Genomic DNA, 26,985 nt, shown 5'->3' on the forward strand with positions numbered 1-26,985 from the left:
CTTCAGTGCTGCGGCTCGGCAGCGCTTTCCTTTTCGCTATAGTCGACGCCGAGCGAGGCGAGCGCCTTCCAGTAGCCCGGATAGGTCTTGGCCACGCAGGCGGGGTTCTGGATGGCGATACCGCCGATCTTCAGGGCCGCCAGCGCAAAGCTCATGGCGATACGATGATCGGCAAAGGTATCGATGGAGGCATCGACCGTCTGCCCGGCGAGCGCTGGATCGGCATGCACGATCAGGTCGTCGCCTTCCTCATGCGCCAGACCATCACGGATTTCGTTGAGGCCGAGCGAAACGGCGCGGATACGGTCACATTCCTTGACGCGCAGATTGGCGATGCCGACGAAACGTACCGGCGTTTCGTTGAAGGCGGCGAGAACGGCAATGGTCGGAATGGCATCCTGCATCTGCGAACCGTCGATTTCGGCGGGCAGATGCGGAAACTTCGCCATGACCTCATGGGCCTTGGCATCCGGCTGGGTGAATTTGTCCGCGGGCGTGCCGATATCGATCGCGCCGCCGGTCAGAAGCTCCGCGCCCCAGAGATAGGTGGCGGCGGAGGCATCCGGCTCGATATGGAAATCGGTGGCCATGTAACCGGTCGGATGCACACGCCAGATGGCGTTGCTCACCCGCTCCACCTTCGCGCCAAAGGCTTCCATGGCCGATGTGGTGAGATCGATATAGCCCTTCGCGCCGATTTCCTCGCCCTTGAGGATGATATCGACAGGCTTGTCGCCGCAGGCGGCCGCCATCAGAAGCGCCGACACATATTGGCTGGAAAGATTGGCGTCGATGGTGACGCTGCCCTTCGGGAACCCAGTACCCTTGCCGCAGACGGTGACGGGCGGGCAACCGGTCGGCGCTTCCGCTTCGACACCGAGGGAGCGCAGGGCTTCCACCAGCGGCATGATCGGGCGTTTGCGCATGTGCTCGTCGCCATCGATGATGACGGCGCCGTCCACAAGCGCGGCAGCGGCAGTTAGGAAGCGCGTTGCGGTGCCGGCATTTCCAAGGAAAAGCGGCTTTTCCGGCTGCTGAAGTACACCCGTGCCTTCCACCACGAAGGTAGTGGCGTCAGGTTCGGTCACCTTGACACCCATCTCGCGCAGGGCTTCGGCCATATAAAGCGTATCGTCGCTTTTCAGCGCGCCGGTCAGGTGGCTTTTGCCCTTGGCAAGACCAGCCAGGAGAAGCGCGCGGTTGGTGATGGATTTGGAGCCGGGCGGCTCGACCTTACCGGAAAGCGGGTGGCCGGGCGGGGCGATGGTCAGTTCGATCATGATTGTCGTCTTGTCAAAGAATGCGGCGAAGAGCCGGATTATCGGAATTTGAACGGGTGGTTTTAAGCCGCCGGAAGAACAGTGAGCTTAGAATTTCACCGTCGGCACGGCGCGGTCGGCCGGGTTTTCGATCTCGAAATAAGGCGCCTTCGCAAAACCGAACTGGCCGGCGACCAGATTGGAGGGGAAGCTTTCCACCTTGACGTTCAGATCGCGCGCGGCGCCATTGTAATAACGGCGCGACATCTGGATTTCGCTTTCGATGGTTTCCAGCGACCGCTGCAATTCCAGAAAGTTCGTATTGGCCTTCAGATCGGGATAGGCTTCGGCGAGCGCAAAAAGCTTGCCAAGCGCCTGCGACAGCAGGCCTTCCGCCTGGGCGCGGCCTTCGACATCACCGGCCGGCACGGCCTGCGCCCGGTTGCGCATGGCAATCACCTCCTCGAAGGTGCTCTTTTCGTGCGCCGCGTAACCCTTCACGGTCTCGATGAGATTGGGAATGAGATCGGCGCGGCGCTTCAACTGCACGTCAATGCCCGACCACGCCTCTTCCTTCATCTGCCGCGCCTTGACGAGGCCGTTATAGATGAAGACGACATAGAGCGCGATTGCCGCGATGATTGCCAGCGTGATGAACATTCCCGACCCCTCCTCAAGAGGCGCGGACACCATGGTGACGTCCGCACGTTAGACTGTTGCCCCGCCTTACATAGACGTTCAGGCGGCCCTGTTCCAGTTCACCCCGCCCGCATCCGTCAGCAGGAAGGCTTCGCCGCAGGCTTTCGCCAGCGTGCGCACGCGCAGGATATAGCTCTGGCGTTCCGTAACCGAAATTACGCCGCGCGCATCCAGAAGGTTGAAGACATGGCTGGCCTTGATACACTGGTCATAGGCCGGGAACACGCATTTGTGCAGGCGCTGATTATCATTATCACCCGGCGCACCGGCGGCGAGAAGCGCCTGGCATTCCTTTTCGGCGTCGATGAAATGGCGATGCAGCATGGCGGTATCGGCAAATTCGAAGTTGTGGCGGGAATATTCCTGCTCGGCTTGCAGGAAGACATCGCCATAGGAAATCTTCTCTTCGCCCTCGCGACCGTTGAAGTTCAGGTCATAGACATTGTCGACGCCCTGAACATACATGGCCAGACGCTCCAGACCATAGGTCAGTTCACCGGCGACAGGCGAGCATTCGATGCCGCAGACCTGCTGGAAGTAAGTGAATTGCGAGACTTCCATGCCGTCACACCAGCATTCCCAGCCGAGACCCCAGGCGCCGAGCGTCGGGCTTTCCCAGTCGTCTTCGACGAAGCGCACGTCATGCAACAGCGGATCGAGACCGATGGCCTTCAGCGAACCGAGATAGAGTTCCTGAAGGTTGGACGGGTTGGGCTTCAGAATGACCTGATACTGGTAATAATGCTGCAAACGGTTGGGGTTTTCACCATAACGACCATCGGAAGGGCGGCGCGACGGCTGCACATAAGCGGCCTTCCACGGCTTCGGGCCCAGCGCGCGCAGCGTCGTTGCCGGATGAAACGTACCAGCGCCCACTTCCATATCATAGGGCTGCAATACCGCGCAGCCCTTGTCGGCCCAGTAATTGTGCAGCGTCAGGATCAGTGCCTGAAAGGAACGCTTGGGGTTCATATGGTCGGGAATATCGGTCATTTCAGTCATCGCGGCGTTAGGAGGATAAGTAAGCAGTGACTTACTTCGGATGCGGACTGGTGCCACGGCATGGCGTGGGGGTCAAGGTTTTATGCGTGAAGACACCGGCTTACGTCTCATCCTCGCGCTTCACCCGATACTCGCCGGTTTCCGGGTCCTTGATCAGCGTGCCGATGGCGCCGGTTTCGCGTTCCTTTTCGCGCTGCTTGGATTTCGCCGACAGCTTTTCCGCATCGCGAACGAAGCGGCGGTAAAGGATGACGGATCCCACCACCAGAAGAAGAATTGTAATGAGCTGCGCCATAAGGCCCTATTCCCGCGACATCATAGACCGAAACGCGACCACAATGCCTTTTCTTCGGCGACTTCCGCAAGTCCCGAGACGGCGCCTGCCGCAAGCCTTTCGGCGTTGAGGCCGAGTGCCGCATTCACGCCAGGCACTTTTTTGCCGAACAGCGAACGCCCGCCGCTGACGAGTTGAAGCTTGACCTTTGTCCCGTAACGGCGGCGCAGAACTTCCCGCATGTCGCCAAGCCCGTCGATCAGGCCGAGGTCCAGGCCGCGCATGCCGGTCCAGAACAGGCCGGAGAAGATCGTCTCGTCGCCCTTCAGCTTCGAGCCGCGGCGCATCTTGACCATATCGATGAAGACATTGTGGATTTCGACCTGCAACGACTTCAGGTAGTCGATATCGCCTTCCTTTTCCGGCTGAAAGGGATCGAGGATGACCTTGTTCTCGCCCGCCGTATAGACACGGCGCTCCACGCCGATCTTCTTCAGCATTTCCGGAAAACCGAAACCGCCGGAAACGACGCCGATCGAACCGACGATGGAGGTGGGATCGGCGATGATCTCATCGCCGGCAAGCGCGATCATGTAACCGCCGGAGGCTGCAACATCCTCCACGAAGATCAGGACTTTCTTTTCCTTTTCCTCGGCGAGCTGGCGGATGCGGTTATAGATCATCCGCGCCTGCACCGGCGAACCGCCGGGCGAATTGAGCGAAATGGCGATAGCCGGCGCATCCTTGACGGCGAAGGCCTTTTCCAGAAGCGGCGCATAGGAAGCGAGATTGAGGGCGGGGCGGAACTGGTTGCCGCCGGCCATGATTGCGCCCTGCATGCGCACAACCGGGATGACGAGTTCTTTTTTACGAAAGCGTTTCGGCACCAGATACTTCAGAAAACCCACTACTCAATCCTCGCAGCATTTATCCGTTCGTCAGGGATGTATGTATCGCCCCGGAAAACACAATGGTTTGCGGCCGGCGGAACGGCGATATTTATGACGCGGTCCGGATTGCCCTTACATTACGCGAATAGGCGGCGCGGCCATTGTTCAGGTCATCGACGAAGGGGGTGAAGGCATGGCTGCCGGTCTCATGCATGATGAGCGGCGCGCGGAAGGACAGCCGCGCTCGCGAACCCTTGATGGCGGTGACGAGCATGCGCACCGCGTCCTCGCCAGGGCGCGGGTGGATGAGGGTGATTTCGAGGCCGCCGAAACGGCTGCCGCAGGCGGCGATAATCTCCGCCACCGATTGCGGCCTTGAAATCAGGGAAAGCTGCCCGCCCGGCACCATGATCGCGCCCGCCGTCCTGATCCAGTCTTCGAACAGGCCATCGGTCATGGCGTGCGCTTCGGCTTTCAGGGCGTCCGGCGTGCGACGGTCGCCCGCATCATTATAGGGCGGGTTCATGATGACGTGATGGAAATGATCGTCGGGCAATCCGGCCGCGACACGCGCTTTCGCACGCAGCGTCACATCCGCCTCGCACACATTCACCCGCGCGGAAAACGCGGCATTCTCGGGCAATTCGAGGCTGCGGCGAGCAAATTGAACCATTTCCGGCGAGCGTTCATAGAGCGTCACCTGCGCCTTTTCGAGCCGCGCCGCAACCGCCATGCCGGCCGCACCCGCACCCGCGCCGAGATCGGCGATCCGGCAGGCGCGGTCATCCGCCACCAGCGAGGCCAGAAGCATGGCATCCATACCCGCCCTGTGCCCCCTGCCCTTCGGCTGAACGATGTGAAAGCGACCCCGGTGAAAGGCGTCGATGGTTTCGGAAATGCCGTCGCTCACCGCCGTTCACGCCTCTTCGTTGCGCAGCTCGTCGCCGAGCCCGGCATCGATGAGAATGCGGCGGGCCTGATCGGCCCGATCTTCCTCCACCAGAAACCTGCGCGGCAAAAGACCGAGCGATCCCTCCAGAATGCTCATCGCCTGATCGGCGATGAGGCAATGGATGCCGGCATCCCTCATCAGGCTTTCAGCGAAGGAGAGCAGCACGGCGTCGTTGGTTCGGATCAGTTCACGCATGGATAGACCTAAATTCCCATCTTTTTGAATGGCTAGCGGCAATTCGCCCCTTGCCGCGCAAGGCGTCAGTTTTTATTGTCGACTTCAAATTCGAACTGGAGTCCTGTCCCTTGGGCGTCGTCATACCGCTTGAAGAAAGCAAAAACAAACTCGCATCCGTCAAGCCGCTTGTCGATCTGACCCGTCCTGACATGGAACGGGTGAACCAGCTTATCCTTTCCAAGGCCGGTTCCGATGTCCAGATGATACCCGAGGTAGCCAACCACCTCATCTCGTCAGGCGGCAAGCGCCTGCGGCCAATGCTGACGCTCGCCTCGGCCTCGATGTTCGGTTACGAGGGCGATCATCACATCAAGCTCGCCACCAGCGTGGAGTTCATGCACACGGCGACGCTGCTGCATGACGATGTGGTGGATGAAAGCGATCTGCGCCGCGGCAAATCCACCGCCCGCACCATCTGGGGCAACCAGGCGAGCGTTCTCGTCGGCGACTTCCTGCTCGGTCAGGCGTTCCGCATGATGGTGGATGTCGGTTCGCTGGATGCGCTCGACGTGCTGTCCACAGCCGCTTCGGTGATTGCCGAAGGCGAGGTGTTGCAGCTTTCGGTCGCCAAGAACATGGAAACCACCGAAGACGATTATCTGCAGGTGATTCGCGCCAAAACGGCCGCCCTTTTTGCGGCGGCGGCGGAAGTCGGCCCCATCGTCGCCAAGACCGACAAGGCGACCCGCAGCGCGCTGAAATCCTACGGCATGAATCTCGGCCTCGCCTTCCAGCTGGTCGACGATGTCCTTGACTACGGCGGAAAGTCCGCCGATCTCGGCAAAAATACCGGTGACGATTTCCGCGAAGGCAAGATCACCCTGCCGGTCATCCTCTCCTATCGTCGCGGCACGCAGGATGAGCGCGCTTTCTGGCGCACGGCCATCGAGAAGGGCGAAAGCAGCGACGCGAACCTCGAAAAGGCGCTTGGCCTGATCACCAAATATAACGGTCTTGGCGACACGATCGGCCGCGCCACGCATTACGGCACCATTGCCCGCGACGCGCTGGCGCCCCTGCCGCAGAGCCCCTGGAAAGATGCGCTTCTGGAAGTAATCGACTTCTGCATCGAGCGTCTGAACTGACGCCGCAGGCCGAACGAATGGCGGATGGAAAAGACCGTCCGCCCAATGTTCCAGGCCAGCTTCTTCGCAAGGCGTGATTGTGGCCGGGGCCATAATTTCTTGCGGGGCTGCTTCAAAAAAGCCATTCTATCGTGACCAACAATGGAAACTGATTTTTCCGTGCTTCTGCACAAAGGCAAAGGTTCCCTCATGCGGCGTAAACCAGCACTCCGTCTTCTCTGCAGCGCGGCTCTTGCCGCTGCTCTCGCAATCGGCGCGGGTGCAAGCCCCGGCTTTGCGGAGACGAAGGCGACACCGGAAAACAAGGCTGTTACGTTCGATCCGGCCAAGGTGAACACCTTCTCCGGCGCCTTCCTCGCCGGGCGCAATGCCGATGTCGATCAAGATTATCCCACCGCGATTTCGCTTTATAAAAAGGCGCTGGAATTCGATCCAGCCAATACGGAAATCCGCCAGCGGCTGATGATCGCCGAACTTCTGAGCGGCAATTTCGAGGCTGGCGCGAAGATCGCCGATTCGATGAAGGACGATACCTCGGTGGAGCGCGTGACGACCATCGTGCGCGGTCTCGACGCCATCAAGGACAAGGAATTCGCCAAGGCCGAGAAAATTCTGAAATATAACGGTCCGAACGATCTCGACCGCATGGTCAATACGCTTTTGACGGCATGGGCGCGCGCCGGTTCCGGCAAGCCGAAGGAAGCGCTGGCGCTGGTCAATAATATGAAGGGCCCGGGCTGGATTTCGATCTTCCAGAAATATAATGCGGCGGCCATCGCCCTTGTTTCCGGCAACAATGAAGCGGCCCGTAAAAGCCTCAACGAAGCGGTAACGGACCGCGAAGGCGGGGCAACCGCCTCCGATACCTATATGCGCGCGGTGATGGCGCTTGCCCGGCTGGAGGCTTCCGCCGGCAACAAGCAGAAGGCGCTGGATGCGATTGCGGTCGGGGACACTTTCGCGCCGAATTACGCGCCGCTGAAGGCGCTTCGCCAGTCCATCGAAAACGGTGAAAAGCCGGAACAGCAGATCACCAATGCCGTGGAGGGCGCCGCCAGCGTCATGTTCTCCATCGCCGGCGCGCTGAACCGCGAAGGCGCCGAAGAGATCGTGACGCTTTATCTGCAGACGTCGCGCGCGCTCGATCCGAAAAGCCCGGATACGCTCATCCTTCTCGGCGGCCTTTCAGAAGCGCTGAAACAGCCTGACCGCGCCATTGCCTTCTATCGCGAGGTGCCGAAGGATTCGCCGATGTATCGCATCTCCGAGCTGCAGCTCGGACTGACGCTCGCGCAGACGGGCAAGGTGGACGAGGCGCGCAAGCATCTCAAATCGCTGCTCGAATCCGACCCGAAGGACATCCGTTCCTATCTCGCCTATGGCAGCGTGCTTTCGGACGCCAAGGACTACAAGGCGATGGCCGAGAACTACGACAAGGCCATCGAGGTCATCGGCTCCGTGCCGCAGAAATCCGACTGGTCCATCTTCTTCCAGCGCGGCATCGCCTATGAGCGGCTGAAGGAATGGGACAAGGCAGAACCGAATTTCAAGCGGGCGCTGGAACTGAACCCGGAACAGCCGCAGGTTCTGAACTATCTGGGTTATTCCTGGGTGGACAAGGGGATCAATCTCGATGAAGGCATGAAGATGATCAGCCGTGCCGTCGAGCTTCGGCCGAATGACGGCTATATTGTCGATTCTCTCGGCTGGGCGCATTATCGCCTTGGCGATTTCGATGAAGCCGTGACCGAGCTGGAACGGGCGATCGAACTGAAAGCTGGCGATCCAACCATCAACGACCATCTGGGCGACGCCTACTGGCGAGTCGGCCGCAAGATCGAGGCGGTCTATCAGTGGAACCGCGCATTGATCGGCGACAGCGACGACGTGGACAAGGCCAAGGTGAAGGAAAAGATCGCCAACGGCCTGCCGCCTGTCGAAAAGGATGCCGAAAATACCGCCAAGAAGGAAGTCGCGCCGGTGCCGCCGGCTCCTCCGGCGCCAGCGCCGGCTGCCACTCCGGACAAGAAATCCTGACGCCGCATGCGCGGGCATGAGGTTTCCGGGGCCGCTGAGACCATCGAGGCGGCCCCGGCCAAGATCAATCTGGCGCTGCATGTGACCGGCCAGCGAGCGGATGGGTATCACCTGCTCGAAACGCTGGTGACCTTTACCGAAGCCGGCGACACTATCCGTATTCGCAACGCCGATGCCGACAGTTTCTCCATCTCCGGCCCCTTCGGCGATCTTTTGCGTGCGGGCGATGGCGGCGATAACCTCGTCACCCGCGCCAGGGACCTGTTGCGCGATGCGCTCGCATCGACAGGTCAACCGGCACCCCCGGTTGCCATTCATCTTGAAAAGAACCTGCCGGTGGCTTCCGGCATAGGCGGCGGCTCGGCGGATGCGGCGGCGACACTGCGGGGGCTTTTGCGGCACTGGCGTGCCGCTATCGCACCGGATACGCTTGCACCAATGGCATTGACGCTCGGCGCGGATGTGCCGATGTGCCTTGAGAGCCGATCCTTGATCGCTCGCGGCATCGGCGAGGACATCGAACCGCTCACTGATCTGCCGGAACTATCCATTGTTATGGCCAATCCGCTGAAAGCGGTTTCGACGCCGGAGATTTTCCGGCGATTGCAGAACAAGACCAATCCGCCGCTGCCCGACCCTGCGACGATTGGCTGGATGGATTTTCTTGCCCAAAGCCGTAACGATCTTCAGCCGCCGGCACAGGCGTTGCTGCCGGAAATCGCGGAGATAACCGGGCTGCTGTCTGAAGAAGGGGCGGCCCTTGTTCGCATGTCCGGTTCCGGGGCAACCTGTTTCGGGATTTTTCATTCCTTCGATGCCACCAAAAACGCGGAAACATCGCTTCGGAAAAAACGTCCCGGCTGGTATTTTCACGCAACGCGGACCATTTGAGGGCCGGATATTTCGAGGATAAGGCCATGGCAGGCGATAGACCCTTCATTCCCCTTGGCATTGCGGTTCTGACTGTTTCGGACAGCCGCACGCTGGAGAACGACAAGTCCGGCGATACGCTCGTCGCAAGGCTGGAAGAAGCGGGCCACAGGCTCGCGGCCCGCGCCATCGTGCCTGACGATAAGACGGCGATCGCAGACACGGTGCGCGAATGGACTTTGTCTGAAGGCGTGGACGTGGTCATCACGACCGGCGGCACCGGCTTTACCGGCCGCGACGTGACGCCCGAGGCACTGGAGCCACTGTTCGAAAAACGCATGGACGGGTTTTCCGCACTTTTCCATCGCATTTCCTATGAGAAGATCGGCACCGCCACCATCCAGTCACGTGCGACCGGTGGCGTGGCGAACGCCACCTTCATCTTCGTGCTGCCGGGGTCACCGGGGGCTTGCAAGGATGCGTGGGACGGTATTCTCAAGGCGCAGCTCGACTATCGTCATCTGCCGTGTAACTTCGTGGAAATCATGCCGAGGCTGGATGAGCATTTGAAGCGTGGGGCTGGCGGCGTTTAGATCAACGGATCGAGGGTATGCGGGGCTTTACCCCCCTCTGCCCTGCCGGGCATCTCCCCCTCAAGGGGGGAGATCGATCTGCGGCGATGTCTCGTCCATCTTGAAGCTTGAGAATGAAGCGACAAGAGAGCCTCTTGCCGATCTCCCCCCTTGAGGGGGAGATGCCCGGCAGGGCAGAGGGGGGTAAAGCCCCACGCACATCCGGTTCGCAGACGATGCACGACAAAAAAACCATCACCCCAGATATTTTTTGAAAAACTCCACCGTCCGCTCCCAAGCAAGATCAGCCGCCGCCTTGTCATAACGAGCCGAGGACGTGTCATTATTGAAAGCATGGTTGACGCCGTCGTAAACGAAGATTTCGAAGGTCTTGCCGTTTTCCTCCAGCGCCTTCTTATAGGCGTCGATACCGGCATTGATGCGCTCATCGAGACCCGCATAGTGCAAAAGCAGCGGCGTCTTGATGGCAGGTACATCGGCCGCCGGGGCCTGCTGGCCGTAATAGGCGACGCCGGCATTCAGGCCTGCCGATTTGGTGGCGAAACGGTTGACCAGCCCGCCGCCCCAGCAGAAACCGACAGCACCGACCTTGCCATTCGCCCCCTGCCGCGCCGCAAGCCATACCCGGCCCGCTTCGGCATTGTCGACGGTCGCATCCATGTCGAGACCGCTGAACATCTGCCGCGCCTTCTCCTCATCGGCGGGCGTGCCGCCCTGCGGTGAGAGGAAATCGACCGCAAGCGCCCGGAAACCGGCGAGCGCCACCCGTCTTGCCACGTCACGAATATGATCGTTCAAGCCGCGGTTTTCGTGGATGACGATAACTGAGCCGATGGGACCGGAAGCGGATTTCGGCGTAACGAGGTAACCCTTCATCTCACCGCCGGGGGCGAGATAGGTCACCTCTTCGGCAACGATCCTGTCGTCATCGGCCGCGATGACCGCCGCATGGGCGCTGTTGGCCGAAAGAAGCGGGGCGATGGCCGCCGCAGCAGCACCTGACCCGGCCAGCACGGTGAGCTTTTCCATGAATTTGCGGCGGTCGAGGCTGAGATGGGTATATTCATCGTAAGCGTCGATCATGGCCTGCGTGATCTTGGGCTTGTCCATCGCTCTATCCTCCTTGAACGCGCGGATGCGGAAAGATAGCGCAGATCGCAGGGCGAGGAACGAGGCGGGGGCGAGCGGCGCCACACATTTGCGTGAGCGCCCCCTCCGGTTTTTCACATCAGGCGGCGAGATCCACGACAATACGGCCGTCGATCTTGCCCTCTTCCATGCGGTGGAAGATGTCATTGATGTTTTCGAGCTTGTCCCACGAGAAGTGGGCGGCCACCTTGCCTTCGCCGGCAAAGGTCAGCGCTTCCTCCAGATCCTGCCGTGTGCCAACGATGGAACCGCGTACCGTGATGCGCTTCAGCACCGTGTCGAAAACCGGAATGGAGATGAAGCCCGGCGGCAGGCCGACAAGCGCCATGGTGCCCTTGGAGCGCAGGAAGCCGTAGGCCTGCTCCATGGCCTTTGGCGACACCGCCGTCACCAGCGCGCCGTGGACGCCGCCGGTCGCCTTCTGCACCTGCTCCACCGCGTCAGGCGCGCGACCATTGACGACGACATCGGCTCCGAGCTTTTTCGCAAGCGCCAGCTTGTCATCGAAAATATCGGCGGCAACGACATGCATGCCCATGGCCTTGGCATATTGCACGGCCATGTGGCCAAGCCCGCCAATGCCTGAAATGACCACCCACTCACCGGGCCTGACCTCGGTTTCCTTCAGCCCCTTATAGACGGTAACGCCGGCGCAGAGCACCGGTGCAGCCGGGCCGAAATCGAGATTATCCGGCAGGCGGCCAACGAATTTCGGATCGGCAAGGCCATATTCAGCAAAGCTTCCATTGACGGAATAGCCGGAATTCTTCTGGCTTGGGCACAGCGTTTCCCAGCCCGTGCGGCAGGGAATGCAGCATCCGCAAGCGGTGTAGAGCCAGGGCGTTCCGGCACGGTCGCCTTCCTTGATGCCGGTGACGCCAGCGCCGATCTTGGCGACGTAACCCACACCTTCGTGGCCGGGAATGAAGGGCGGATTGGGCTTGACCGGCCAGTCACCCGTTGCGGCGTGCAGGTCGGTATGGCAAATGCCCGTCGCCTTGTAGTTGATGAGAATCTCACCGGGACCAGGATCCGGTATCGCCACTTCCTCAATGGTCAGCGGTTTTCCAAATGCGCGGACAACCGCCGCCTTCATTGTCTTAGTCATGACATACTCCCTAATCTCTGTCCGCCAGAAATCCTCGACGGCAAGCGGAGATTAGCGGGGATGGGGCGTCATGGAATTGACCCATCGCAAATCGGAGCATTTTGCAAGGCGGGATTGTCTCACTTATGAGGCAACCTCACGGTGCTGATTTATTCCAGTGCCAACCATATGGCGAGCCATGCCCACAGGCAGACGACCAGCGCAAAGCCGATGCCGAACAACGCGCCGCGTTGACGCAGGCGATTGCTGGTGACATGGACATAGGAATGAGCATAACGCGAGAGCACGAACAGCCATGCCAGAACGACGGTGACGATATTGTCCGCATCCGTGATGTAAAGTAGCAGGCACGCAATGTGGAACAGGACCGGCAGCTCGAACTGGTTGGCGATATTGCGGTTCACCAGATAGCTTTCGCGCGCTTCCTCGCCGCGGTCGCGCAGCTTGATCGCGGATTCGCGATCCTTGAAGGTGTATTTGTTACGCCGGACGATCAGGAGCGCGTAAAGCCAGAAGACCAGAAAGACATGGGCGATCATCGGCCAGAACATTGCGGTCGTGGGTGACATGCTTTCTTCTCCAATCATCAAAACGCTCCCCGATCCGGCATGAATCGGGGAGCGCCAAATACTCAGTATCCTTTTACGGATTCGCCTCGAAAGATCAAACCGCGCCGGGGTAGTTCGGGCTTTCGCGGGTGATCGTCACGTCATGGGCGTGGCTTTCGCGCAGGCCCGCGCTGGAGATGCGAACGAAGGTGGCGCGTTCCTGGAATTCCTTGATGTTGCTGCCGCCGACATAACCCATGGCGGCCTTCAGGCCACCGGCCAGCTGGTGCAGCACGCCGGAAACCGGGCCCTTGTAGGGAACCTGACCTTCGATGCCTTCAGGCACGAGCTTCAGTGTATCGCGCACTTCCGCCTGGAAATAACGGTCAGCCGAGCCGCGCGCCATGGCGCCAACGGAGCCCATGCCGCGGTAGGCCTTGAAGGAACGGCCCTGATAGAGGAACACTTCGCCCGGGCTTTCATCCGTGCCGGCAAGCAGCGAGCCGATCATGACGGCGGAAGCGCCAGCAGCGATCGCCTTGGCCAGATCGCCCGAGAACTTGATGCCGCCATCGGCGATAACAGGAATATCAGCCGCATTGGCGACTTCGACCGACGACATGATGGCCGCGAGCTGCGGAACGCCGACGCCAGCAACGATGCGGGTCGTGCAGATGGAGCCGGGGCCGATACCGACCTTGACGCCATCGGCGCCGGCATCGATCAGCGCCTTGGTGCCGTCGGCTGTCGCGACATTGCCGGCGATGATGCGAACCGAGTTCGACATCTTCTTAACCACTGAAACGGCATCGAGCACGCGCTGCGAATGGCCATGCGCGGTATCCACGACCAGAAGGTCGACGCCGGCATCGATGAGGCGCTCCGCGCGCTCGATGGCGTCAGCGCCGACGCTGATAGCGGCGGCGGCGCGAAGACGGCCCTGCGCATCCTTGGTGGCGTTGGGGTTCAACTGCGACTTCTCGATATCCTTGACGGTGATGAGGCCGACGCAATTGCCTTTTCCATCCACCACCAGCAGCTTTTCGATGCGGTGCTTGTGCAGCAGGCGGCGCGCTTCCTGCTGATCGACGCTGCTTTCCTTGACCGTGACCAGATTTTCGCGGGTCATCAGTTCGTAAATCTTCTGCTGCGGATCGGAGGCGAAGCGCACGTCGCGGTTGGTCAGAATGCCGACGAGGCGACCGTTCTTGTGGCCGCCGGACCCGCCGTTTTCAACCACCGGAATACCGGAAATGCCGTGCGCCTTCATCAAGGCCTGTGCTTCTGCAAGCGTCGCATCCGGGCCGATGGTGACCGGGTTGACGACCATACCGCTTTCGAACTTCTTCACCTGCCGGACTTCTTCGGCCTGTTCGATGGGGGTCAGGTTGCGGTGGATGACGCCGATGCCGCCGGCCTGGGCCATGGCGATGGCAAGACGGCCTTCGGTCACCGTATCCATGGCGGAAGAGAGGATAGGCAGGTTCAGATCGATATCGCGGGCAATGCGGGTGGCGATATTCGTCTGTCCCGGCATAACCTCGGAATGTCCGGGTTGCAGCAACACATCGTCAAATGTGAGAGCGTCCAAACCAGTGGGTGTTTGAATGATGCGTGCCATGACCAAATTCCTTCATACTGAAAATGCGTGGCCGTTCCGGAACGAAAAGTTCACCCCGGCGCCCTGCAAGGATTGCTTGGAAGTTGGCGAGGGCTGGTAACACGTTCATGACAGGAAGGGAATAGAAAAAACCCGGAATTGCCTTCCGGGCTTTCTTTGTTGCTGCATTGCAGCAGACGTTATAGCGCGTCGTGTGGGTCCTTGCCCCACACGACGCGCTATAACTGCTTGTTTTTATGCATGTCGTTATCGCAAAACCGCTGAACACTTTTGCGCGACATGCATTAGATGTCGAACTGATAGGATTTCGGCACGAAACGATAGCCCGTATCCAGCTTTTCCGCGTAACCCACCGCCGGGAAAGGCATGTGATACCCAAGGAAAGGCAAGCGGTCAGTGGCGATCATGTCATAGACCTTCTTGCGGGTCGCAGCGGCTGCCGCCTTGTCCATGTCGAACTTCACCTCCCAGTCTGGCTTCTGAAGGGAAAGGACGAAATGGTTGGCCGTATCCGCCGTCAGGATGAGTTGTTTGCCTTCCGATTCGACACGGAAGATCATATGGCCCGGCGAATGACCGAAGGCCGCCACACCGGTAATCCCGGATACGACACTGGCGCCGTCGCCAATGAAGGTCGCCTTGTCCGCCAGCGGCTTGACGTTCGTGAGAACGCCCTTGTGACCGCCTTCCGCGGGCGTGCCGACGCGCTTGTCGTCTGTCCAGAAATCATATTCCACCTGGCCGAACACATAGCGGGCCTTGGAAAAAGCCGGTACGCCCTTCTCCATCAGCCCGCCAATATGATCGCCATGCATATGGGTCAGCACCACCACGGTCACATCTTCCGGCGTATAACCGGCGGCCGCCATGCCTTCGATCAACCGGCCATTGCCCGCACCGCGCCCGGCTTCTCCGAAGCCGGTATCGAACAGCACGAGATCGGTGCCGGTATTGACGAGGACCGGCGAGAAGGAATTGACGAATTGCTCTTTCGGCAGAAAATTGTCTTCCAGCAATTTTCCAACCGTCTCGGGCGATTGATCCGTGCCGAAGGTCTCGCCGGGATTGGGGGCCGCGCGTGCGCCATCCTTCACCACCAGCACTTCGAAATTGCCGAGCTTGAAGCGGTTGGTTTCAGGTGGCATCGCGTGTTCTATCTCCATGGAAGTCTGCGGCTGGCTGGTCTGGGCATTTGCGCTGCGCGCCATCAAAATTGGCGCACCGAGAACGCTTGCGCCCGCCGCACCGATGAGGCCACGTCTGCTCATGCTGAAGGATTTGGTCATTATCTTACTCCCGATATCGCCAACTGGCCGTGATTGCCAACTGAACTCACCCAACTGACAATAGAGCGAGAAAGTTGCAAGAAAACCGGCCTCACGCAGGTTTGATCGGAACTTGAAAAATTGATAATTAACGTGTTGGCAAGCCGGGTTATCAGGCGTAGGAGGAACGGCGATATCCTTTGTCGCAGCGGAAAGCCGCAGGCAGCCTCAATGAACCGCATCATTCCACTCATCCTGGCAGTCGCTCTCTTTATGGAGCAGATGGACTCCACCGTCATCGCCACCTCGCTTCCGGCAATTGCCGCCGATCTTCATGTCGGCCCGATCACGCTCAAGCTCGCATTGACGGCCTATATGGTGGCGCTGGCGATCTTCATTCCCATCAGCGGCTGGATGGCCGACAAATATGGCGCGAAGAAAATCTTCCGTTTCGCCATCGGCGTTTTTGTGGTGGGGTCGATCTGCTGCGCGGTGTCGTCCTCGGTGTTCGAATTCGTACTTTCGCGTTTTTTGCAGGGCATGGGCGGGGCCATGATGACGCCCGTCGGACGTCTCGTGCTTTTGCGCACGACCAAACGCAGCGAACTCGTCTCCGCCATGGCGCTGCTGACGATCCCCGGGCTCGTCGGACCGCTCACCGGACCGCCCATCGGCGGTTTCATCACCACCTATTTTTCATGGCACTGGATTTTCCTCATCAACGTGCCGATCGGTATCATTGGCATCTGGCTGTCGACGATCTTCCTGCCGGAAATCGAAACGACAAATCCGCCGCCGATGGACGGTAAGGGCTTCGTGCTTTCAGGCATAGCCGCCTCCGGCGTGGTGTTCGGCCTCTCCGTCGTCAGCCTGCCCGCGCTGCCGCCGGCAATCGGCATCGCCTCGACCATCATCGGTTTCATCTGCGGTTTTCTTTATCTGCGCCACGCCGCACGGCACCCTGCCCCCATTCTGGATTTTCGCATCTTTCAGAACGCGACCTTCCGGGCGGCTTCCGTCGGCGGCACCGTTTTCCGCATTTCCACGGGCGCCATACCCTTCCTGATGCCGCTGATGCTGCAGATCGGTTTCGGGCTGAACCCGTTCCAGTCGGGCATGATCACCTTTGCCGGCGCAATCGGCGCGATCACCACGAAATTCATGGCCAAGCGAGTGTTTGCGGCAACCGGATTTCGCTCGACGCTGATCGGTGCCGGCATCGTCGGCGCCTGCACGACGCTTGCCAACAGCTTCTTCACCCCGGAAACGCCTTATCCGCTGATCATGATCTTTCTGGTGACGGCAGGATTTGCCCGGTCCTTCTTCTTCACCGGGTCGAATGCGCTCAGCTATTCCGATATCGAGGACAGGCAGGCCAGCCAGGCGACCTCGATGGCGTCGGTGCTGCAACAGATCAGCCTGGCAGTGGGCGTGGCTTTCGCCGCCTCCATTCTGGAAGTCAGCAGCACGATGTCCGGCACGCACCTGCAGCTCGCCGATTTCCACATCGCTTTCACTATCGTCGCACTGGTATCGCTGTTCGCCATAGTGCCGATCATCCGCATGGACGGCAATGCCGGGGCGGCCGTCTCCGGCCACCGCGGCAAGGTCTCGCAACCGGCGGAGTGATTAAAGCGTCCTTTGTGCGCCCGTTTGGGCGTACAAAGGACGCTTTAACTCTTTGAATCTGGGCACCGTTACGGACAAAAATCGAATATGGCTTTCTGTCCGATGCGCTAGTCTTCGGAAGCCTCTCCGGCCTCCATATCGACCTGCGGCGCGTTCTTGCGGCCCTTGAAGTGTTTGGCAAGCAGGAACATTTCCACCGACTCCGAACGTGACGAGGCCGGTTTGATATGCAAGACCTGCTTGAAGTTCTTCTTGAGCATGTCCAGCAGCTGCTTTTCCGTGCCGCCCTGGAAGGTCTTGGCAAGGAAGTGCCCGCCCTCCGCCAGCACCTGAACGGCAAAATCGGCCGCGACTTCGCACAGATGCATGGTGCGGATGTGGTCGGTCTTCTGGTGCCCGGTGGTGGGCGCGGCCATATCCGACAGCACCAGATCAGGCGTACCGCCGACGGCCTCCATCAGCTTTTCCGGCGCGCTCGGATCGAGGAAGTCCAGCTGCAGGATTTTCACGCCGGGAATAGGATCGATCTCGAGGAAATCGATGGCCGCAACGCGAATGTCATCTTCTGTCGAATCCGTCACCTTTGAGGCGATCTGCGACCAGCTGCCGGGTGCGGCGCCAAGATCGATGATGCGGCGTGCGCCCTTCAGAATCTCATGCTTGTCGTTGATTTCCAACAGCTTGAAGGCGGCGCGGGCGCGATAGCCCTCAAGCCTGGCGCGCTGCACATAAGGGTCATTGATATGACGTTCCAGCCAGCGGCGCGACGAGGCCTTTAGCTTGGTCTTCTTGACCTTCTGGCCGATCTTGCGGCCGGTGCGGTTGTTGCTTGTCGGCGCCTTGCTCATGTCAAACCTTCCGTCCTGTCCTGCCGTGCCATCTGCATGCGCCTTATCCGGTTGCGCCGCCATGCGCCGTCATCCGCCATCATATCCGTCAGCAGGCCTTCGCGAAGGCCGCGATCCGCCACGCGCATGCGCCGCGCCGGCCAGCGGCGGCGAATGGCCTCAAGGATGGCGCAGCCGGCCAGAACCAGATCGGCCCTGTCAGGCCCGATGCAGGCATTGGCAGCGCGGCCCGCGAAATCCCATGCCAGAAGCTTGTCCTGCATGGCCGTCACCTCGGCATCGGAAAGCCAGAGGCCATCCACCTTGCGGCGGTCATAGCGTGGCAGATCGAGATGGACGCCGGCAAGCGTCGTCACGGTGCCCGAGGTCCCGATCAGGTGAAAATCCTCGTGATGGGTCTGCGGCGCGAGAGGCGGGCAGTGGAAGGCGTCGAGCAGCCCTTCGACTTCCCCCACCATGGCGGCGAAAACATCCGGCGTCACATCGCGCCCGCCATGACGTTCCGAAAGCGTGACGACACCGACCGGCAACGAGGTCCAGTGGGTGATGTGATTGGCGAGCCGGTTCGAGCGATTTTCCCCGACCTTGATAACGGCGATTTCCGACGATCCGCCACCAATATCGAACAGCACGACAGAGCGCGCTTCGCGCCCGACAAGCGAGGCGCAGCCGGACACCGCAAGGCGAGCTTCAGTCTCGCGGCTGATGATTTCGAGCTTCAGTCCCGTCTCCCGCGTAACTCGCGCCAGAAACTCCTCGCCATTCGACGCAGCGCGGCAGGCCTCGGTGGCAATGAGCCGCATGCGCCTGATCGGACGACCGGAAAGCTTCGCGGAGCAGACTTTCAGCGCCTCGACAGCTCGATCCATGGCGTCGTCGGAAAGCCGGCCGCTCGACACCAGCCCCTCGCCCAGCCGGACGATGCGCGAAAAGGCGTCGACGACCCGAAACTGGCCGGGCCTCGTCGGCTGCGCGATTAGAAGCCGGCAATTATTGGTGCCGAGATCGAGCGCCGCATACATATCCGCCGGCGGCTCCTGGCCATGCTCGTGCTGGCGACCGGCATGGCGGGCGGATAGTTCGGATTGCCGATGCGGGTCCTGCCCGACCCCTCCTGCCCGGCCGTTCTGCTTGCCAACGTGTTTCGGCGCATGGGTGGGAACGAGCGGACGACCCTGTGGATCGCGATGACCACGCTTGCGGTGGCGCGACTTTCGCCCTGCGCCCGGCGGCACGGAGGATGGATTGGCAGCATCTGTTGCAGCTGAACCCTGCGCCTGCACGGTGGAAGCTGGGGCAGCCTGCTGAGAAGCACCCTTGCCGCGAGAGCGCCTGCGACGCTTTCTCTTGCGCGGCTCGGCATCCGGCTCAAGAGCCGATACGTAGGAGGAACCGGCCGGAACATCTGCGGCAACATCATGCGACAGCACAGCAGCGTCACGGGGCTGACCGTCACGCTTGTGTTTCTTGCCACGACGGGATCGCTTCGCTTTCCCTTTGTTCGCCACCGACGCCCCTTGTTCCGACGGCTTTGGGCCGTTTCCGGGGTCGATCACTGTCTTGTCCATTTCGCCGCGCACAAGCGTAGACGCTATGCTGCTGGCTTTCATAAGGTTTCGTTGGGCCGACAATACCAGCGCAAGCGATTTTAGCCAAATGGTTTTTGGCAGGCGTCTTGTGGGAAGGGCTGATGCCTCGCCAAGGCTGGGCGAGCATCGTCACGATCGCGGCTATGATTTCCGGATGCTTTCGAAATCGGAAGGCAGGTCAGCTCGTCGCCGGGCCTTGCGCGGACACCCACAAGTCATGAAACGTCACCAATGTGGAGAAAATACTCCCCTCTCCCGGTAAGTCCTTGTGACATATAAACTTACTGGGAGAGGGGAATGGTACGGTTGAGTGGGGTCGAACCACCGACCTCAGGTGCCACAAACCTGCGCTCTAACCAACTGAGCTACAACCGCACATGAAACGCCGAAGCGGCGTCACGGGGGGTGACATAAAAGGTGTTTTGCCCATTTGCAAGTGCCTGTTCGAATTTTGCGAAAAAAGGCGAAGAAAGGCAAGCTCTTTTCAATGGGCCGGATTGTCACTAAGAGGCCGCGGCGGCCTGTTGACGTTAACTCTATTTGGCGATTCATCCGGCGGATGGTGGACCGGATCGCCCTGTGAAGTTATTTAAAATTCTGTTAACGTGATGCCTCGGCGGGTTTACGTTTAGAGCTTCATGAGGAAGCCGAAAGCCCGCGAGGTCCGGTAGTGCCAGAATAGGTTTCGACATGCCCGCCGTCCAGTATCCCTTTATCGATATCGCAGTGCATGAACGGGTGCGTGACGGTTTCGGGCGCGGCGAGGCCATGGCGTTGTTCTCGCTCGACCTTAAAAACGCCCTTTGGGCCAATGGCCGGGGTGCGGCGCTGTTTGGCACGCCGATGGTCTATGATTTTCTGGAACAGGGCCCGAAACCGCAGGACGTGACCTTCCGGCAACTGGCGGCCGCGGCGGCGCGGCTTTCCAAAGCGGGCGACAGCCTGCCGTTTACCATTCGCATCACCTCGGGTTTCCGCAGCCTTGCCGTTACCGCGCGCGCGGAAGTCATCGAGGCCGAACCCGGCCAGCCCGCCATCCTGTTTTCCGCCCTCACCGATCAGGCCGCACCCGACACGGCGGAATGCGCCCGGCGCATGATCGAAGGGTTCGACGACCCCGATATCCATATGGCGGTTCTGAACGGCGAGAACGAGATTGTCGCTGCTTCCCCCGGCTTTTCTTCTCTCGGTATTACGCCCCACACAGCGCGGACGCTGGTGAAGATGGCGGCCGGACAGCCCGGCCATCTCGTCAAGCGGCCAGTGCCGACCGGCAAGGGTTATCTGCCCGCGGCCACCGGCCAGATCGCGACATCGCCCGAACTGAACCTGATGTTCGTGGTCGAAACCGCGCTGGGCACACTCGATCCCGTCAATGGTTTTTTCGAAGACAGGCCGCAGGAAGCGCCAGCCCTGCCGGTTGCGGAGACCAAGACTGTTGCCGCTGCAACCTCCTTCGATTCCGTGCTCGACGCTGTTGCCGGCATTGAGGATGTGGAAGAGGTACAGGAACTGCCGGCCGATCCCGAAGAAGAAGCGCCAGCGCAGCAGGATGACGACAGCGTCCTGTCCCTGCCGGAAGACGAAACGGAAACCCCGGCGGCGCTTTCCGCACAGGACGCCGACACCGCTGCGAATGTGGCGATGACGGACGACATCGCCGATCTTTTCGAACTCGATGAGGATGAAGCAGAAGCGCCCTTAACCGAGCGGGCAATCGCCGATGCCCCTGCCGAAGAAGCCCGGGCCGAAGAAAACGCAGTTGCTTACGATGAAATCGTCGAAACCGCGCCCTCAGAAGCTGCTCCTGCGGCGGATGAGGAGGTAGCGGCGGAGACGGAGACCGAAGAGACGGATGTCGGCGCTGGCGCAGAAGCGCAGCCTTTTGTTTTCAATGCCGGTGCGCGCGCTTCCCGTTTCGTCTGGAAAATCGATGCGGAAGGACGCTTCAGTTCGATCTCGCATGAATTCGCGGAGGCGGTGGGCGCCAAGGCGGCTGCCGTTGAAGGCATGGGCTTTGCCGATGTCGCGGCCCTGTTCAATCTCGATCCGGACGGCAAGATCCGCGAGCTTCTCGGCCGACGCGACACATGGTCGGGCAAGACGATCTACTGGCCGGTGGAAGGCACATCGCTGATGGTGCCGATCGATCTTGCCGCCCTGCCCACCTATACGCGCTCCCGCGAATTCGACGGTTTCCGCGGTTTCGGCATCGTGCGGCTTGCCGACGCCGCCGAAGACCCGCATGCCACCGGCCTGACCTTCCTCAACGGCGAAGAGGCAGATCCGGCGGAAGCCCTGCCGCAGCACGCCATCGAGGATGAAAGCCACGAATTGCTGGCCTTTATCGATGAGGATGACGACGCGGCGCAAGACGCAAGTTCCACCGCTGATGATGAGGCCCCGGTAACGCAAGCCGATGCGGCGGATGGTGCATCGGACGTGGTTTCGGCAGAAGAACAGCACCATGATTATACCCCGCCGGAATTCGAAGCGCCGGTTGCGGCGCCCGCTCTGGAACCGGACTATTCCGACAAGGTCGTCCATCTGGAGGAGCGCCGCTCGCGCTCCCGCGAGGGGCTGACCGCAGGCGAGCAGGCCGCCTTCCGCGAAATCGGCAGAGCCCTTGCGCCGGCCGATGCTGCTTGCGAAAAAGACCGGGAAACGGATGAGGAGGCCATTTCCGCTGAGCCGATCATGCAGGATATCCAGCGGAATATCGATGCGGATGCTTCGGAAAGCGCACCCTCCGAAACGGAAAATGACGGCAATAAAACCGAGCCCGCGGAGGAAGACGATCTTTTCGCCGATTATGTTCGTGGCGAGCAGCCTGCGGCCATTCTTGCACCCGCGGATGAAAGCGGTTCCGACGAAAAGCAGGAACCTGCGGCTGACGAGCGGCCGGCTGCCGATATTGCCGCCGCCATGGTCAGCCCGTCCGTTCGCCCCGCGAATGCCTTGACGGCCGAGACGCTGGACCAGATGCCCGTGGCGCTTCTGGTGCATGCCGGCGACAGGCTGATCCACGCCAATCCGGATTTCCTGCGCTTGACAGGCTATGGTTCTCTCGACGAACTCGAAGAGGTGGGGGGTCTGGAAGCGCTGCTGCAGCGGCAGGAGCTGGAAGAAATGCCGGACAATGAAGGCGGCATGGTGGTCGTGAGCGCCGAAAACGACATCATTCCCGTCAAGGCGCGGTTGCAGTCTATCCGCTGGGAAGAGACCAAGGCGCTGATGCTGTCTTTGGTGCCGCTTGAGGAAAAGCAGGCGCCGGTTGCAGCAGCCAACGAAAATATTGCCACTGGCGACGCCGAAGGTGCGGAAGCAGGCAGCCTCTCCCTGTTGCAGGGGGAAGTGGAGGAGCTGCATTCCATTCTGGAAACAGCCACCGACGGGGTTGTGCTTCTGGGAGACGAAGGCGAAATCCGCTCGCTCAACCGTTCCGCCAGCGCGCTGTTCAACTATGACAATGCTGAAATCGCCGGCAAGCCTTTCGTCACCCTCTTTGCCCATGAGAGCCAGCGCGCCGTGCTGGATTATCTCTCCGGCCTTGCCAATAACGGTGTCGCCAGCGTGCTGAACGACGGCCGCGAAGTGATCGGCCGCGAAGCCTCCGGCGGCTTCCTGCCGCTGTTCATGACCATCGGCCGGCTAAAATCCTCGCATGGCTATTGCGTGGTTATCCGCGATATCACGCAGTGGAAGCGCACGGAAGAAGAACTGCGCAACGCCAAGCGGGCTGCGGAAACCGCCAATGCCCACAAGACTGATTTCCTGGCGCGCGTCAGCCATGAAATCCGCACGCCGCTCAACGCCATCATCGGTTTCTCCGACATGATGGCGACCGAGCGTTTCGGGCCGATCGGCAATCCGCGTTATGTGGAATATGCCAATGATATCGGCCGTTCGGGCCGGCATGTGCTCGACATCGTCAACGATCTGCTCGATATCTCCAAGATCGAGGCCGGGCAGATGGATGTGGATTTCATTGCAGTGCCGCTTAATGAAACGGTGGCCGAGGCGGTCTCGCTGGTGCAGCCGCAGGCCAATAACCAGCGCGTCATCATCCGCACCGCGCTTGCGCAATCCGTGCCGCAAATCGTCGCCGACCTGCGTTCGATCAAGCAGATCGTGCTGAACATCCTGTCCAACGCCATCCGCTTCACGCCTTCCGGCGGCCAGATCGTGGTGTCCACCGCCTATGAGGCCAATGGCAGCGTGTCGCTGCGCATTCGCGACACCGGCATCGGCATGACCCGGGCGGAACTGGAACAGGCGATGAAGCCGTTCCGGCAAGTGGCTTCGTCCGGCAAGCGTGTACGCGGTGACGGCACCGGACTCGGCCTGCCGCTGACCAAAGCCATGGTGGACGCCAACCGGGCGAATTTCTCCATCACCTCCACGCCGAATGAAGGCACGCTGGTGGAAATTACCTTTCCGTCGCAGCGGGTTCTTGCCAACTGAGGCCATGCGGGCGTAGCAATGCGAGAGCCGCCGGCACCATGGTCGCCGGTTGAGGCCTTTGCACGACAGTAGACTGGCATGTCCATGACGGTTTCCCTTCCGGCAACAAGACGCTTCTCGGTGTTGCCCATCACGGCGGTCATCGTCGCGGCCATTGCCGCCATGCCCATTCTGGCGATCTTCTGGCTGGCGCTGACGGGCACCACGGAGGGATGGCAGCATCTTCTCGTCAATGTCCTGCCGCGCGCCGGGTTTCGCACCTTCATGTTGCTGGGGCTGACGGCCGCGACGACGGCTTTCTTCGGCATCGTCTGCGCCTGGCTTGTCACCACCTTCGAATTTCCACTGCGGCGGTTATTGTCCGCGGCGCTCGTCCTGCCGCTCGCCATCCCTTCCTATCTCGCCGCCTATGCGTTTGGCGAGTTTCTCGACTTTACCGGCCCGGTGCAGAGCGCGTTGCGCGCCGCTTTCGGGTATCACAGCATCCGCGATTACTGGTTTCCGGACATACGATCGCTTGGCGGCGCCGTGATCGTACTGAGCTCGGTCCTCTATCCTTACGTTTATCTCTCGGCCCGCGCCGCCTTTTCCATGCAGGGACGGTTTGCGGCCGAAGCGGCCCGCACGCTTGGCGCAAAACCGCTGAACGTGTTCTTCTCCGTGCAATTGCCGATGGCCCGGCCGGCCATCGCCATCGGGCTGTCTCTGGTCCTGATGGAAACGCTGAACGATATCGGCGCGGTTGAATATCTCGGCGTTCAGACGCTGACTTTCACCATCTACGAAACCTGGCTCAATCGCGGCAACCTCGCCAATGCGACGCAGATCGCCGCCGTCATCCTCGTCATCGTCGGTGCGCTGATCGTCATCGAGCGCAATGCGCGGGAAAAGCAGCGTTTCGGCGCGCCGAAAGCGACAAGCATGGCGCAGCGCCACCGGCTGAAGGTGCTTGCCGGCTGGCGGCGCTGGGGCGCGAGCCTTCTATGCTTCGTTCCCGTGGCGAGCGGCTTTTTGATTCCCGTCATCGTGCTGGGCGGTTACGCCACCAGAAGGCTCGATGCGCTGTTTGCGCCGAAGCTTCTGAAAGCACTCGGACACAGTCTCGAAGTCTCGCTTTCTGCCGCCTTCGTGACCCTGATTGCCGCTTTCGTGTTTTCCTATGCCATCCGCACCGAGCGCTCGCGCCTCTCAAAAGTGGCGGCGCGCCTCGGCTCCATGGGATATGGCGCGCCGGGAACCGTGCTTGCCATCGGCGTCCTCATTCCGCTGGCCAGCCTCGACAATGGCGTCGACAGCTTCATACGCGCACATTTCGGCTTTTCCACCGGGCTGCTGCTCTCCGGCACCGCCTTCGCCATCATCTACGCCCATGCCGTGCGCTTCATGACCATGGCGGAAGGCACGCTCGATGCCGGTTTCCAGAAGCTTTCGCCGCATATCGACATGGCCTCGCGGACGCTTGGGCGCAACCGGACACAGACGCTGTTCAAGGTGCTGTTGCCCAACATGCGGCCCGCAGCGCTGACGGCTTTTCTGCTCGTCCTGATCGAATCCATGAAGGAACTGCCGGCCACCATCCTGCTCCGGCCTTTCGGCTTCAACACGCTGGCCACGCTGGTTTATGAGGATGCGTCGCGCGCAAGGGTGCAGGATGCGGCCGTGCCAGCGATCATCATCATCATTGCCGGACTTATTCCCGTGCTTCTCGTCTCGAAATCCATGGATCATCCCGAAAATCGCTGAGTGGCGCGAGCCTTTGCGGCAAAAAGAAAGGCGGCCTTGCGGCCGCCTGAATGAGTTGTGCTTTTCAACGAGAGAAAGGGGGACAATCTCGCCATATGGAAATTATCAGTCCCGGCTATCAAAAATTTGACGGCCCTGCGTTGGGTTTACTTTCCGCCAACTCCTATTAACAAGCGGTTAAAACCAAAATCGATCAATTACCCACGAAAATTCCTATTCTGAGACCGTAAAACGCCGAAACTAAATTAACAGCTTCTACTTTTCTCGCGATTTCAACAGTAACGCGTAAAAATTGACGCAGGATATTCGATCAGTTCCGTGCCGCCGCATGTTCATCCCGCATCCGCTGCAATTCCGTGCGTTTGGAAGCGATGGAGGCGACAATCACGCCGATGGTGACGAGCCCGATCAGGATCGTGCAGATGGCGTTGATTTCCGGCGTTACGCCGAGGCGAACCTGCGAATAGATCTTGATCGGCAGCGTGGTTGCGCCGGGGCCGGTGGCGAAGCTGGCGATCACCAGATCGTCCAGCGACAGCGTGAAGGCCAGCATCCAGCCGGCGATGACGGCGGGAAAAATGAGCGGCAGGGTGATGCGGAAGAAGGTCTTGACCGGTGGGCAGCCAAGATCGAGCGCTGCTTCCTCAAGACTGCGATCGAAGGTCAGGAGCCGCGACTGCACGACAATCGCCACGTAACACATGGTGAAAGTCGTATGGGCTATAACCACCGTCCAGAAACCGCGATCCACTCCGACGGCCACGAAGAGCAACAGGAGCGACAGGCCGGTGATCACTTCTGGCATGACGAGCGGCGCATAGATCATGCCGGAAAACAGCACCCGGCCCGGAAACCGCGCGAACCGCGTCAACGACAGCGCCGCAAGCGTTCCGAGAATTGTGCCGATGGTGGCGCTGAGGATACCGACGCGCAACGTCACCCAGGCCGCATCCATCAGCCCCTGGTTCGACCACATGGAGCGATACCATTGCAGCGAAAAGCCGCCCCAGACGGTGACGAGCTTCGAGGCGTTGAAGGAATAAACGATCAGGATGATGATCGGGATATAAAGAAAGGCAAAACCGAGGGTGAGGACGGTAGTGTCGAATTTTCCACGCTTCAT

22 protein-coding genes and 1 tRNA gene are annotated in these 26,985 nt (G+C 60.4%); 7 read left to right on the forward strand and 16 right to left on the reverse strand.

The window, feature by feature from the left end; all coding sequences use genetic code 11:
• Positions 1–2: 2 nt before the first annotated feature.
• The 7 genes from aroA to O9X91_RS00930 all read right to left on the reverse strand — a co-directional run bounded on the left by aroA (position 3) and on the right by O9X91_RS00930 (position 5,271).
• The gene (gene aroA / locus O9X91_RS00900; RefSeq protein ID WP_142912791.1) at positions 3–1,280 is read right to left on the reverse strand and encodes a 3-phosphoshikimate 1-carboxyvinyltransferase; all 1,278 of its coding nucleotides are present in this window, start codon (positions 1,278–1,280) and stop codon (positions 3–5) included.
• 87 nt (positions 1,281–1,367) lie between these two features.
• Complete coding sequence (locus O9X91_RS00905) at positions 1,368–1,919, reverse strand: LemA family protein (RefSeq protein ID WP_020813610.1); 552 nt, start codon at positions 1,917–1,919, stop codon at positions 1,368–1,370.
• A gap of 78 nt (positions 1,920–1,997) precedes the next feature.
• Positions 1,998–2,930 (reverse strand): glycine--tRNA ligase subunit alpha, encoded by a 933-nt coding sequence (locus tag O9X91_RS00910; protein ID WP_077767818.1) that lies wholly within the window; start codon positions 2,928–2,930, stop codon positions 1,998–2,000.
• A 130-nt stretch (positions 2,931–3,060) separates the two neighbouring features.
• The gene (locus O9X91_RS00915; protein WP_020813606.1) at positions 3,061–3,255 is read right to left on the reverse strand and encodes an NfeD family protein; all 195 of its coding nucleotides are present in this window, start codon (positions 3,253–3,255) and stop codon (positions 3,061–3,063) included.
• Between the two features lie 20 nt (positions 3,256–3,275).
• Positions 3,276–4,142, reverse strand: a complete 867-nt coding sequence (locus O9X91_RS00920) for a S49 family peptidase (RefSeq protein ID WP_162520471.1) — start codon at positions 4,140–4,142, stop codon at positions 3,276–3,278.
• A 91-nt stretch (positions 4,143–4,233) separates the two neighbouring features.
• The gene (locus O9X91_RS00925) at positions 4,234–5,034 is read right to left on the reverse strand and encodes a tRNA1(Val) (adenine(37)-N6)-methyltransferase (protein WP_142912790.1); all 801 of its coding nucleotides are present in this window, start codon (positions 5,032–5,034) and stop codon (positions 4,234–4,236) included.
• A 6-nt stretch (positions 5,035–5,040) separates the two neighbouring features.
• Positions 5,041–5,271, reverse strand: a complete 231-nt coding sequence (locus O9X91_RS00930) for a putative signal transducing protein (RefSeq protein ID WP_020813603.1) — start codon at positions 5,269–5,271, stop codon at positions 5,041–5,043.
• Positions 5,272–5,381: 110 nt separating this feature from the next.
• Here O9X91_RS00930 and O9X91_RS00935 point away from each other — a divergent pair, with 110 nt between their 5' ends.
• The 4 genes from O9X91_RS00935 (at position 5,382) to moaB (ending at position 9,898) form a co-directional block, all read left to right on the forward strand.
• On the forward strand, positions 5,382–6,398 hold the full coding sequence (locus O9X91_RS00935) for a polyprenyl synthetase family protein (RefSeq protein ID WP_077983421.1): 1,017 nt from the start codon (positions 5,382–5,384) through the stop codon (positions 6,396–6,398).
• 141 nt (positions 6,399–6,539) lie between these two features.
• Entirely contained in the window at positions 6,540–8,435 is a 1,896-nt protein-coding gene (locus tag O9X91_RS00940) for a tetratricopeptide repeat protein (protein ID WP_269833344.1), read from the forward strand.
• Between the two features lie 6 nt (positions 8,436–8,441).
• Complete coding sequence (locus tag O9X91_RS00945; protein WP_269823320.1) at positions 8,442–9,326, forward strand: 4-(cytidine 5'-diphospho)-2-C-methyl-D-erythritol kinase; 885 nt, start codon at positions 8,442–8,444, stop codon at positions 9,324–9,326.
• Positions 9,327–9,352: 26 nt separating this feature from the next.
• Positions 9,353–9,898 (forward strand): molybdenum cofactor biosynthesis protein B, encoded by a 546-nt coding sequence (moaB, locus tag O9X91_RS00950; RefSeq protein ID WP_269833345.1) that lies wholly within the window; start codon positions 9,353–9,355, stop codon positions 9,896–9,898.
• A gap of 234 nt (positions 9,899–10,132) precedes the next feature.
• Here the strand turns inward: moaB and O9X91_RS00955 are convergent, their stop codons facing one another.
• The 5 genes from O9X91_RS00955 to O9X91_RS00975 all read right to left on the reverse strand — a co-directional run bounded on the left by O9X91_RS00955 (position 10,133) and on the right by O9X91_RS00975 (position 15,610).
• Positions 10,133–11,008 (reverse strand): dienelactone hydrolase family protein, encoded by an 876-nt coding sequence (locus tag O9X91_RS00955; RefSeq protein WP_269833346.1) that lies wholly within the window; start codon positions 11,006–11,008, stop codon positions 10,133–10,135.
• A gap of 118 nt (positions 11,009–11,126) precedes the next feature.
• Entirely contained in the window at positions 11,127–12,155 is a 1,029-nt protein-coding gene (gene adhP / locus O9X91_RS00960; RefSeq protein WP_077983357.1) for an alcohol dehydrogenase AdhP, read from the reverse strand.
• 149 nt (positions 12,156–12,304) lie between these two features.
• The gene (locus O9X91_RS00965) at positions 12,305–12,706 is read right to left on the reverse strand and encodes an MAPEG family protein (protein WP_162520487.1); all 402 of its coding nucleotides are present in this window, start codon (positions 12,704–12,706) and stop codon (positions 12,305–12,307) included.
• A 112-nt stretch (positions 12,707–12,818) separates the two neighbouring features.
• The gene (gene guaB / locus O9X91_RS00970; protein WP_020812622.1) at positions 12,819–14,324 is read right to left on the reverse strand and encodes an IMP dehydrogenase; all 1,506 of its coding nucleotides are present in this window, start codon (positions 14,322–14,324) and stop codon (positions 12,819–12,821) included.
• Between the two features lie 284 nt (positions 14,325–14,608).
• On the reverse strand, positions 14,609–15,610 hold the full coding sequence (locus O9X91_RS00975; RefSeq protein WP_162520468.1) for an MBL fold metallo-hydrolase: 1,002 nt from the start codon (positions 15,608–15,610) through the stop codon (positions 14,609–14,611).
• A gap of 210 nt (positions 15,611–15,820) precedes the next feature.
• On the opposite strand from O9X91_RS00975, the gene O9X91_RS00980 reads away from it, so the two are divergent.
• Positions 15,821–17,218, forward strand: a complete 1,398-nt coding sequence (locus tag O9X91_RS00980; RefSeq protein WP_142912783.1) for an MDR family MFS transporter — start codon at positions 15,821–15,823, stop codon at positions 17,216–17,218.
• 107 nt (positions 17,219–17,325) lie between these two features.
• On the opposite strand, the gene O9X91_RS00985 is transcribed toward O9X91_RS00980, so the two are convergent.
• The 3 genes from O9X91_RS00985 to O9X91_RS00995 all read right to left on the reverse strand — a co-directional run bounded on the left by O9X91_RS00985 (position 17,326) and on the right by O9X91_RS00995 (position 20,030).
• Entirely contained in the window at positions 17,326–18,066 is a 741-nt protein-coding gene (locus O9X91_RS00985) for an RlmE family RNA methyltransferase (protein WP_077983363.1), read from the reverse strand.
• On the reverse strand, positions 18,063–19,676 hold the full coding sequence (locus tag O9X91_RS00990; protein ID WP_162520467.1) for a Ppx/GppA phosphatase family protein: 1,614 nt from the start codon (positions 19,674–19,676) through the stop codon (positions 18,063–18,065). Before O9X91_RS00990 ends, O9X91_RS00985 begins: the two co-directional genes overlap by 4 nt.
• A 277-nt stretch (positions 19,677–19,953) precedes the next feature.
• Positions 19,954–20,030: transfer RNA gene (locus O9X91_RS00995), tRNA-His, on the reverse strand.
• A gap of 315 nt (positions 20,031–20,345) precedes the next feature.
• Between O9X91_RS00995 and O9X91_RS01000 the strand changes: the two genes are divergently transcribed.
• Together O9X91_RS01000 and O9X91_RS01005 are read left to right on the forward strand one after the other, a co-directional pair.
• Positions 20,346–24,119: an ATP-binding protein gene (locus O9X91_RS01000; RefSeq protein ID WP_142912781.1), complete on the forward strand. Its 3,774-nt coding sequence runs from the start codon at positions 20,346–20,348 to the stop codon at positions 24,117–24,119.
• A 78-nt stretch (positions 24,120–24,197) separates the two neighbouring features.
• On the forward strand, positions 24,198–25,862 hold the full coding sequence (locus tag O9X91_RS01005) for an ABC transporter permease (protein ID WP_162520466.1): 1,665 nt from the start codon (positions 24,198–24,200) through the stop codon (positions 25,860–25,862).
• Positions 25,863–26,172: 310 nt separating this feature from the next.
• On the opposite strand, the gene O9X91_RS01010 is transcribed toward O9X91_RS01005, so the two are convergent.
• A complete protein-coding gene (locus O9X91_RS01010; RefSeq protein ID WP_137409791.1) occupies positions 26,173–26,985 on the reverse strand; it encodes an ABC transporter permease in 813 nt (270 codons plus the stop codon).

Source organism: Agrobacterium salinitolerans, from assembly GCF_027498475.1.
Classification (GTDB): Bacteria; Pseudomonadota; Alphaproteobacteria; order Rhizobiales; family Rhizobiaceae; genus Agrobacterium; species Agrobacterium salinitolerans.

Bases quoted from the DNA above. Each gene is read 5' to 3' on its own strand.
- aroA (WP_142912791.1), bottom strand. From the start codon at position 1,280: ATGATCGAACTGACCATCGCCCCGCCCGGCCACCCGCTTTCCGGTAAG.
- O9X91_RS00975 (WP_162520468.1), bottom strand. From the start codon at position 15,610: ATGACCAAATCCTTCAGCATGAGCAGACGTGGCCTCATCGGTGCGGCG.
- O9X91_RS00930 (WP_020813603.1), bottom strand. From the start codon at position 5,271: ATGCGTGAACTGATCCGAACCAACGACGCCGTGCTGCTCTCCTTCGCT.
- O9X91_RS00940 (WP_269833344.1), top strand. From the start codon at position 6,540: ATGGAAACTGATTTTTCCGTGCTTCTGCACAAAGGCAAAGGTTCCCTC.
- moaB (WP_269833345.1), top strand. From the start codon at position 9,353: ATGGCAGGCGATAGACCCTTCATTCCCCTTGGCATTGCGGTTCTGACT.
- O9X91_RS00915 (WP_020813606.1), bottom strand. From the start codon at position 3,255: ATGGCGCAGCTCATTACAATTCTTCTTCTGGTGGTGGGATCCGTCATC.
- O9X91_RS01010 (WP_137409791.1), bottom strand. From the start codon at position 26,985: ATGAAGCGTGGAAAATTCGACACTACCGTCCTCACCCTCGGTTTTGCC.
- O9X91_RS00945 (WP_269823320.1), top strand. From the start codon at position 8,442: ATGCGCGGGCATGAGGTTTCCGGGGCCGCTGAGACCATCGAGGCGGCC.
- O9X91_RS01005 (WP_162520466.1), top strand. From the start codon at position 24,198: ATGTCCATGACGGTTTCCCTTCCGGCAACAAGACGCTTCTCGGTGTTG.
- O9X91_RS00955 (WP_269833346.1), bottom strand. From the start codon at position 11,008: ATGGACAAGCCCAAGATCACGCAGGCCATGATCGACGCTTACGATGAA.
- O9X91_RS00985 (WP_077983363.1), bottom strand. From the start codon at position 18,066: ATGAGCAAGGCGCCGACAAGCAACAACCGCACCGGCCGCAAGATCGGC.
- O9X91_RS00965 (WP_162520487.1), bottom strand. From the start codon at position 12,706: ATGTTCTGGCCGATGATCGCCCATGTCTTTCTGGTCTTCTGGCTTTAC.
- O9X91_RS00905 (WP_020813610.1), bottom strand. From the start codon at position 1,919: ATGTTCATCACGCTGGCAATCATCGCGGCAATCGCGCTCTATGTCGTC.
- O9X91_RS00990 (WP_162520467.1), bottom strand. From the start codon at position 19,676: ATGAAAGCCAGCAGCATAGCGTCTACGCTTGTGCGCGGCGAAATGGAC.
- guaB (WP_020812622.1), bottom strand. From the start codon at position 14,324: ATGGCACGCATCATTCAAACACCCACTGGTTTGGACGCTCTCACATTT.
- adhP (WP_077983357.1), bottom strand. From the start codon at position 12,155: ATGACTAAGACAATGAAGGCGGCGGTTGTCCGCGCATTTGGAAAACCG.
- O9X91_RS01000 (WP_142912781.1), top strand. From the start codon at position 20,346: ATGCCCGCCGTCCAGTATCCCTTTATCGATATCGCAGTGCATGAACGG.
- O9X91_RS00910 (WP_077767818.1), bottom strand. From the start codon at position 2,930: ATGAACCCCAAGCGTTCCTTTCAGGCACTGATCCTGACGCTGCACAAT.
- O9X91_RS00980 (WP_142912783.1), top strand. From the start codon at position 15,821: ATGAACCGCATCATTCCACTCATCCTGGCAGTCGCTCTCTTTATGGAG.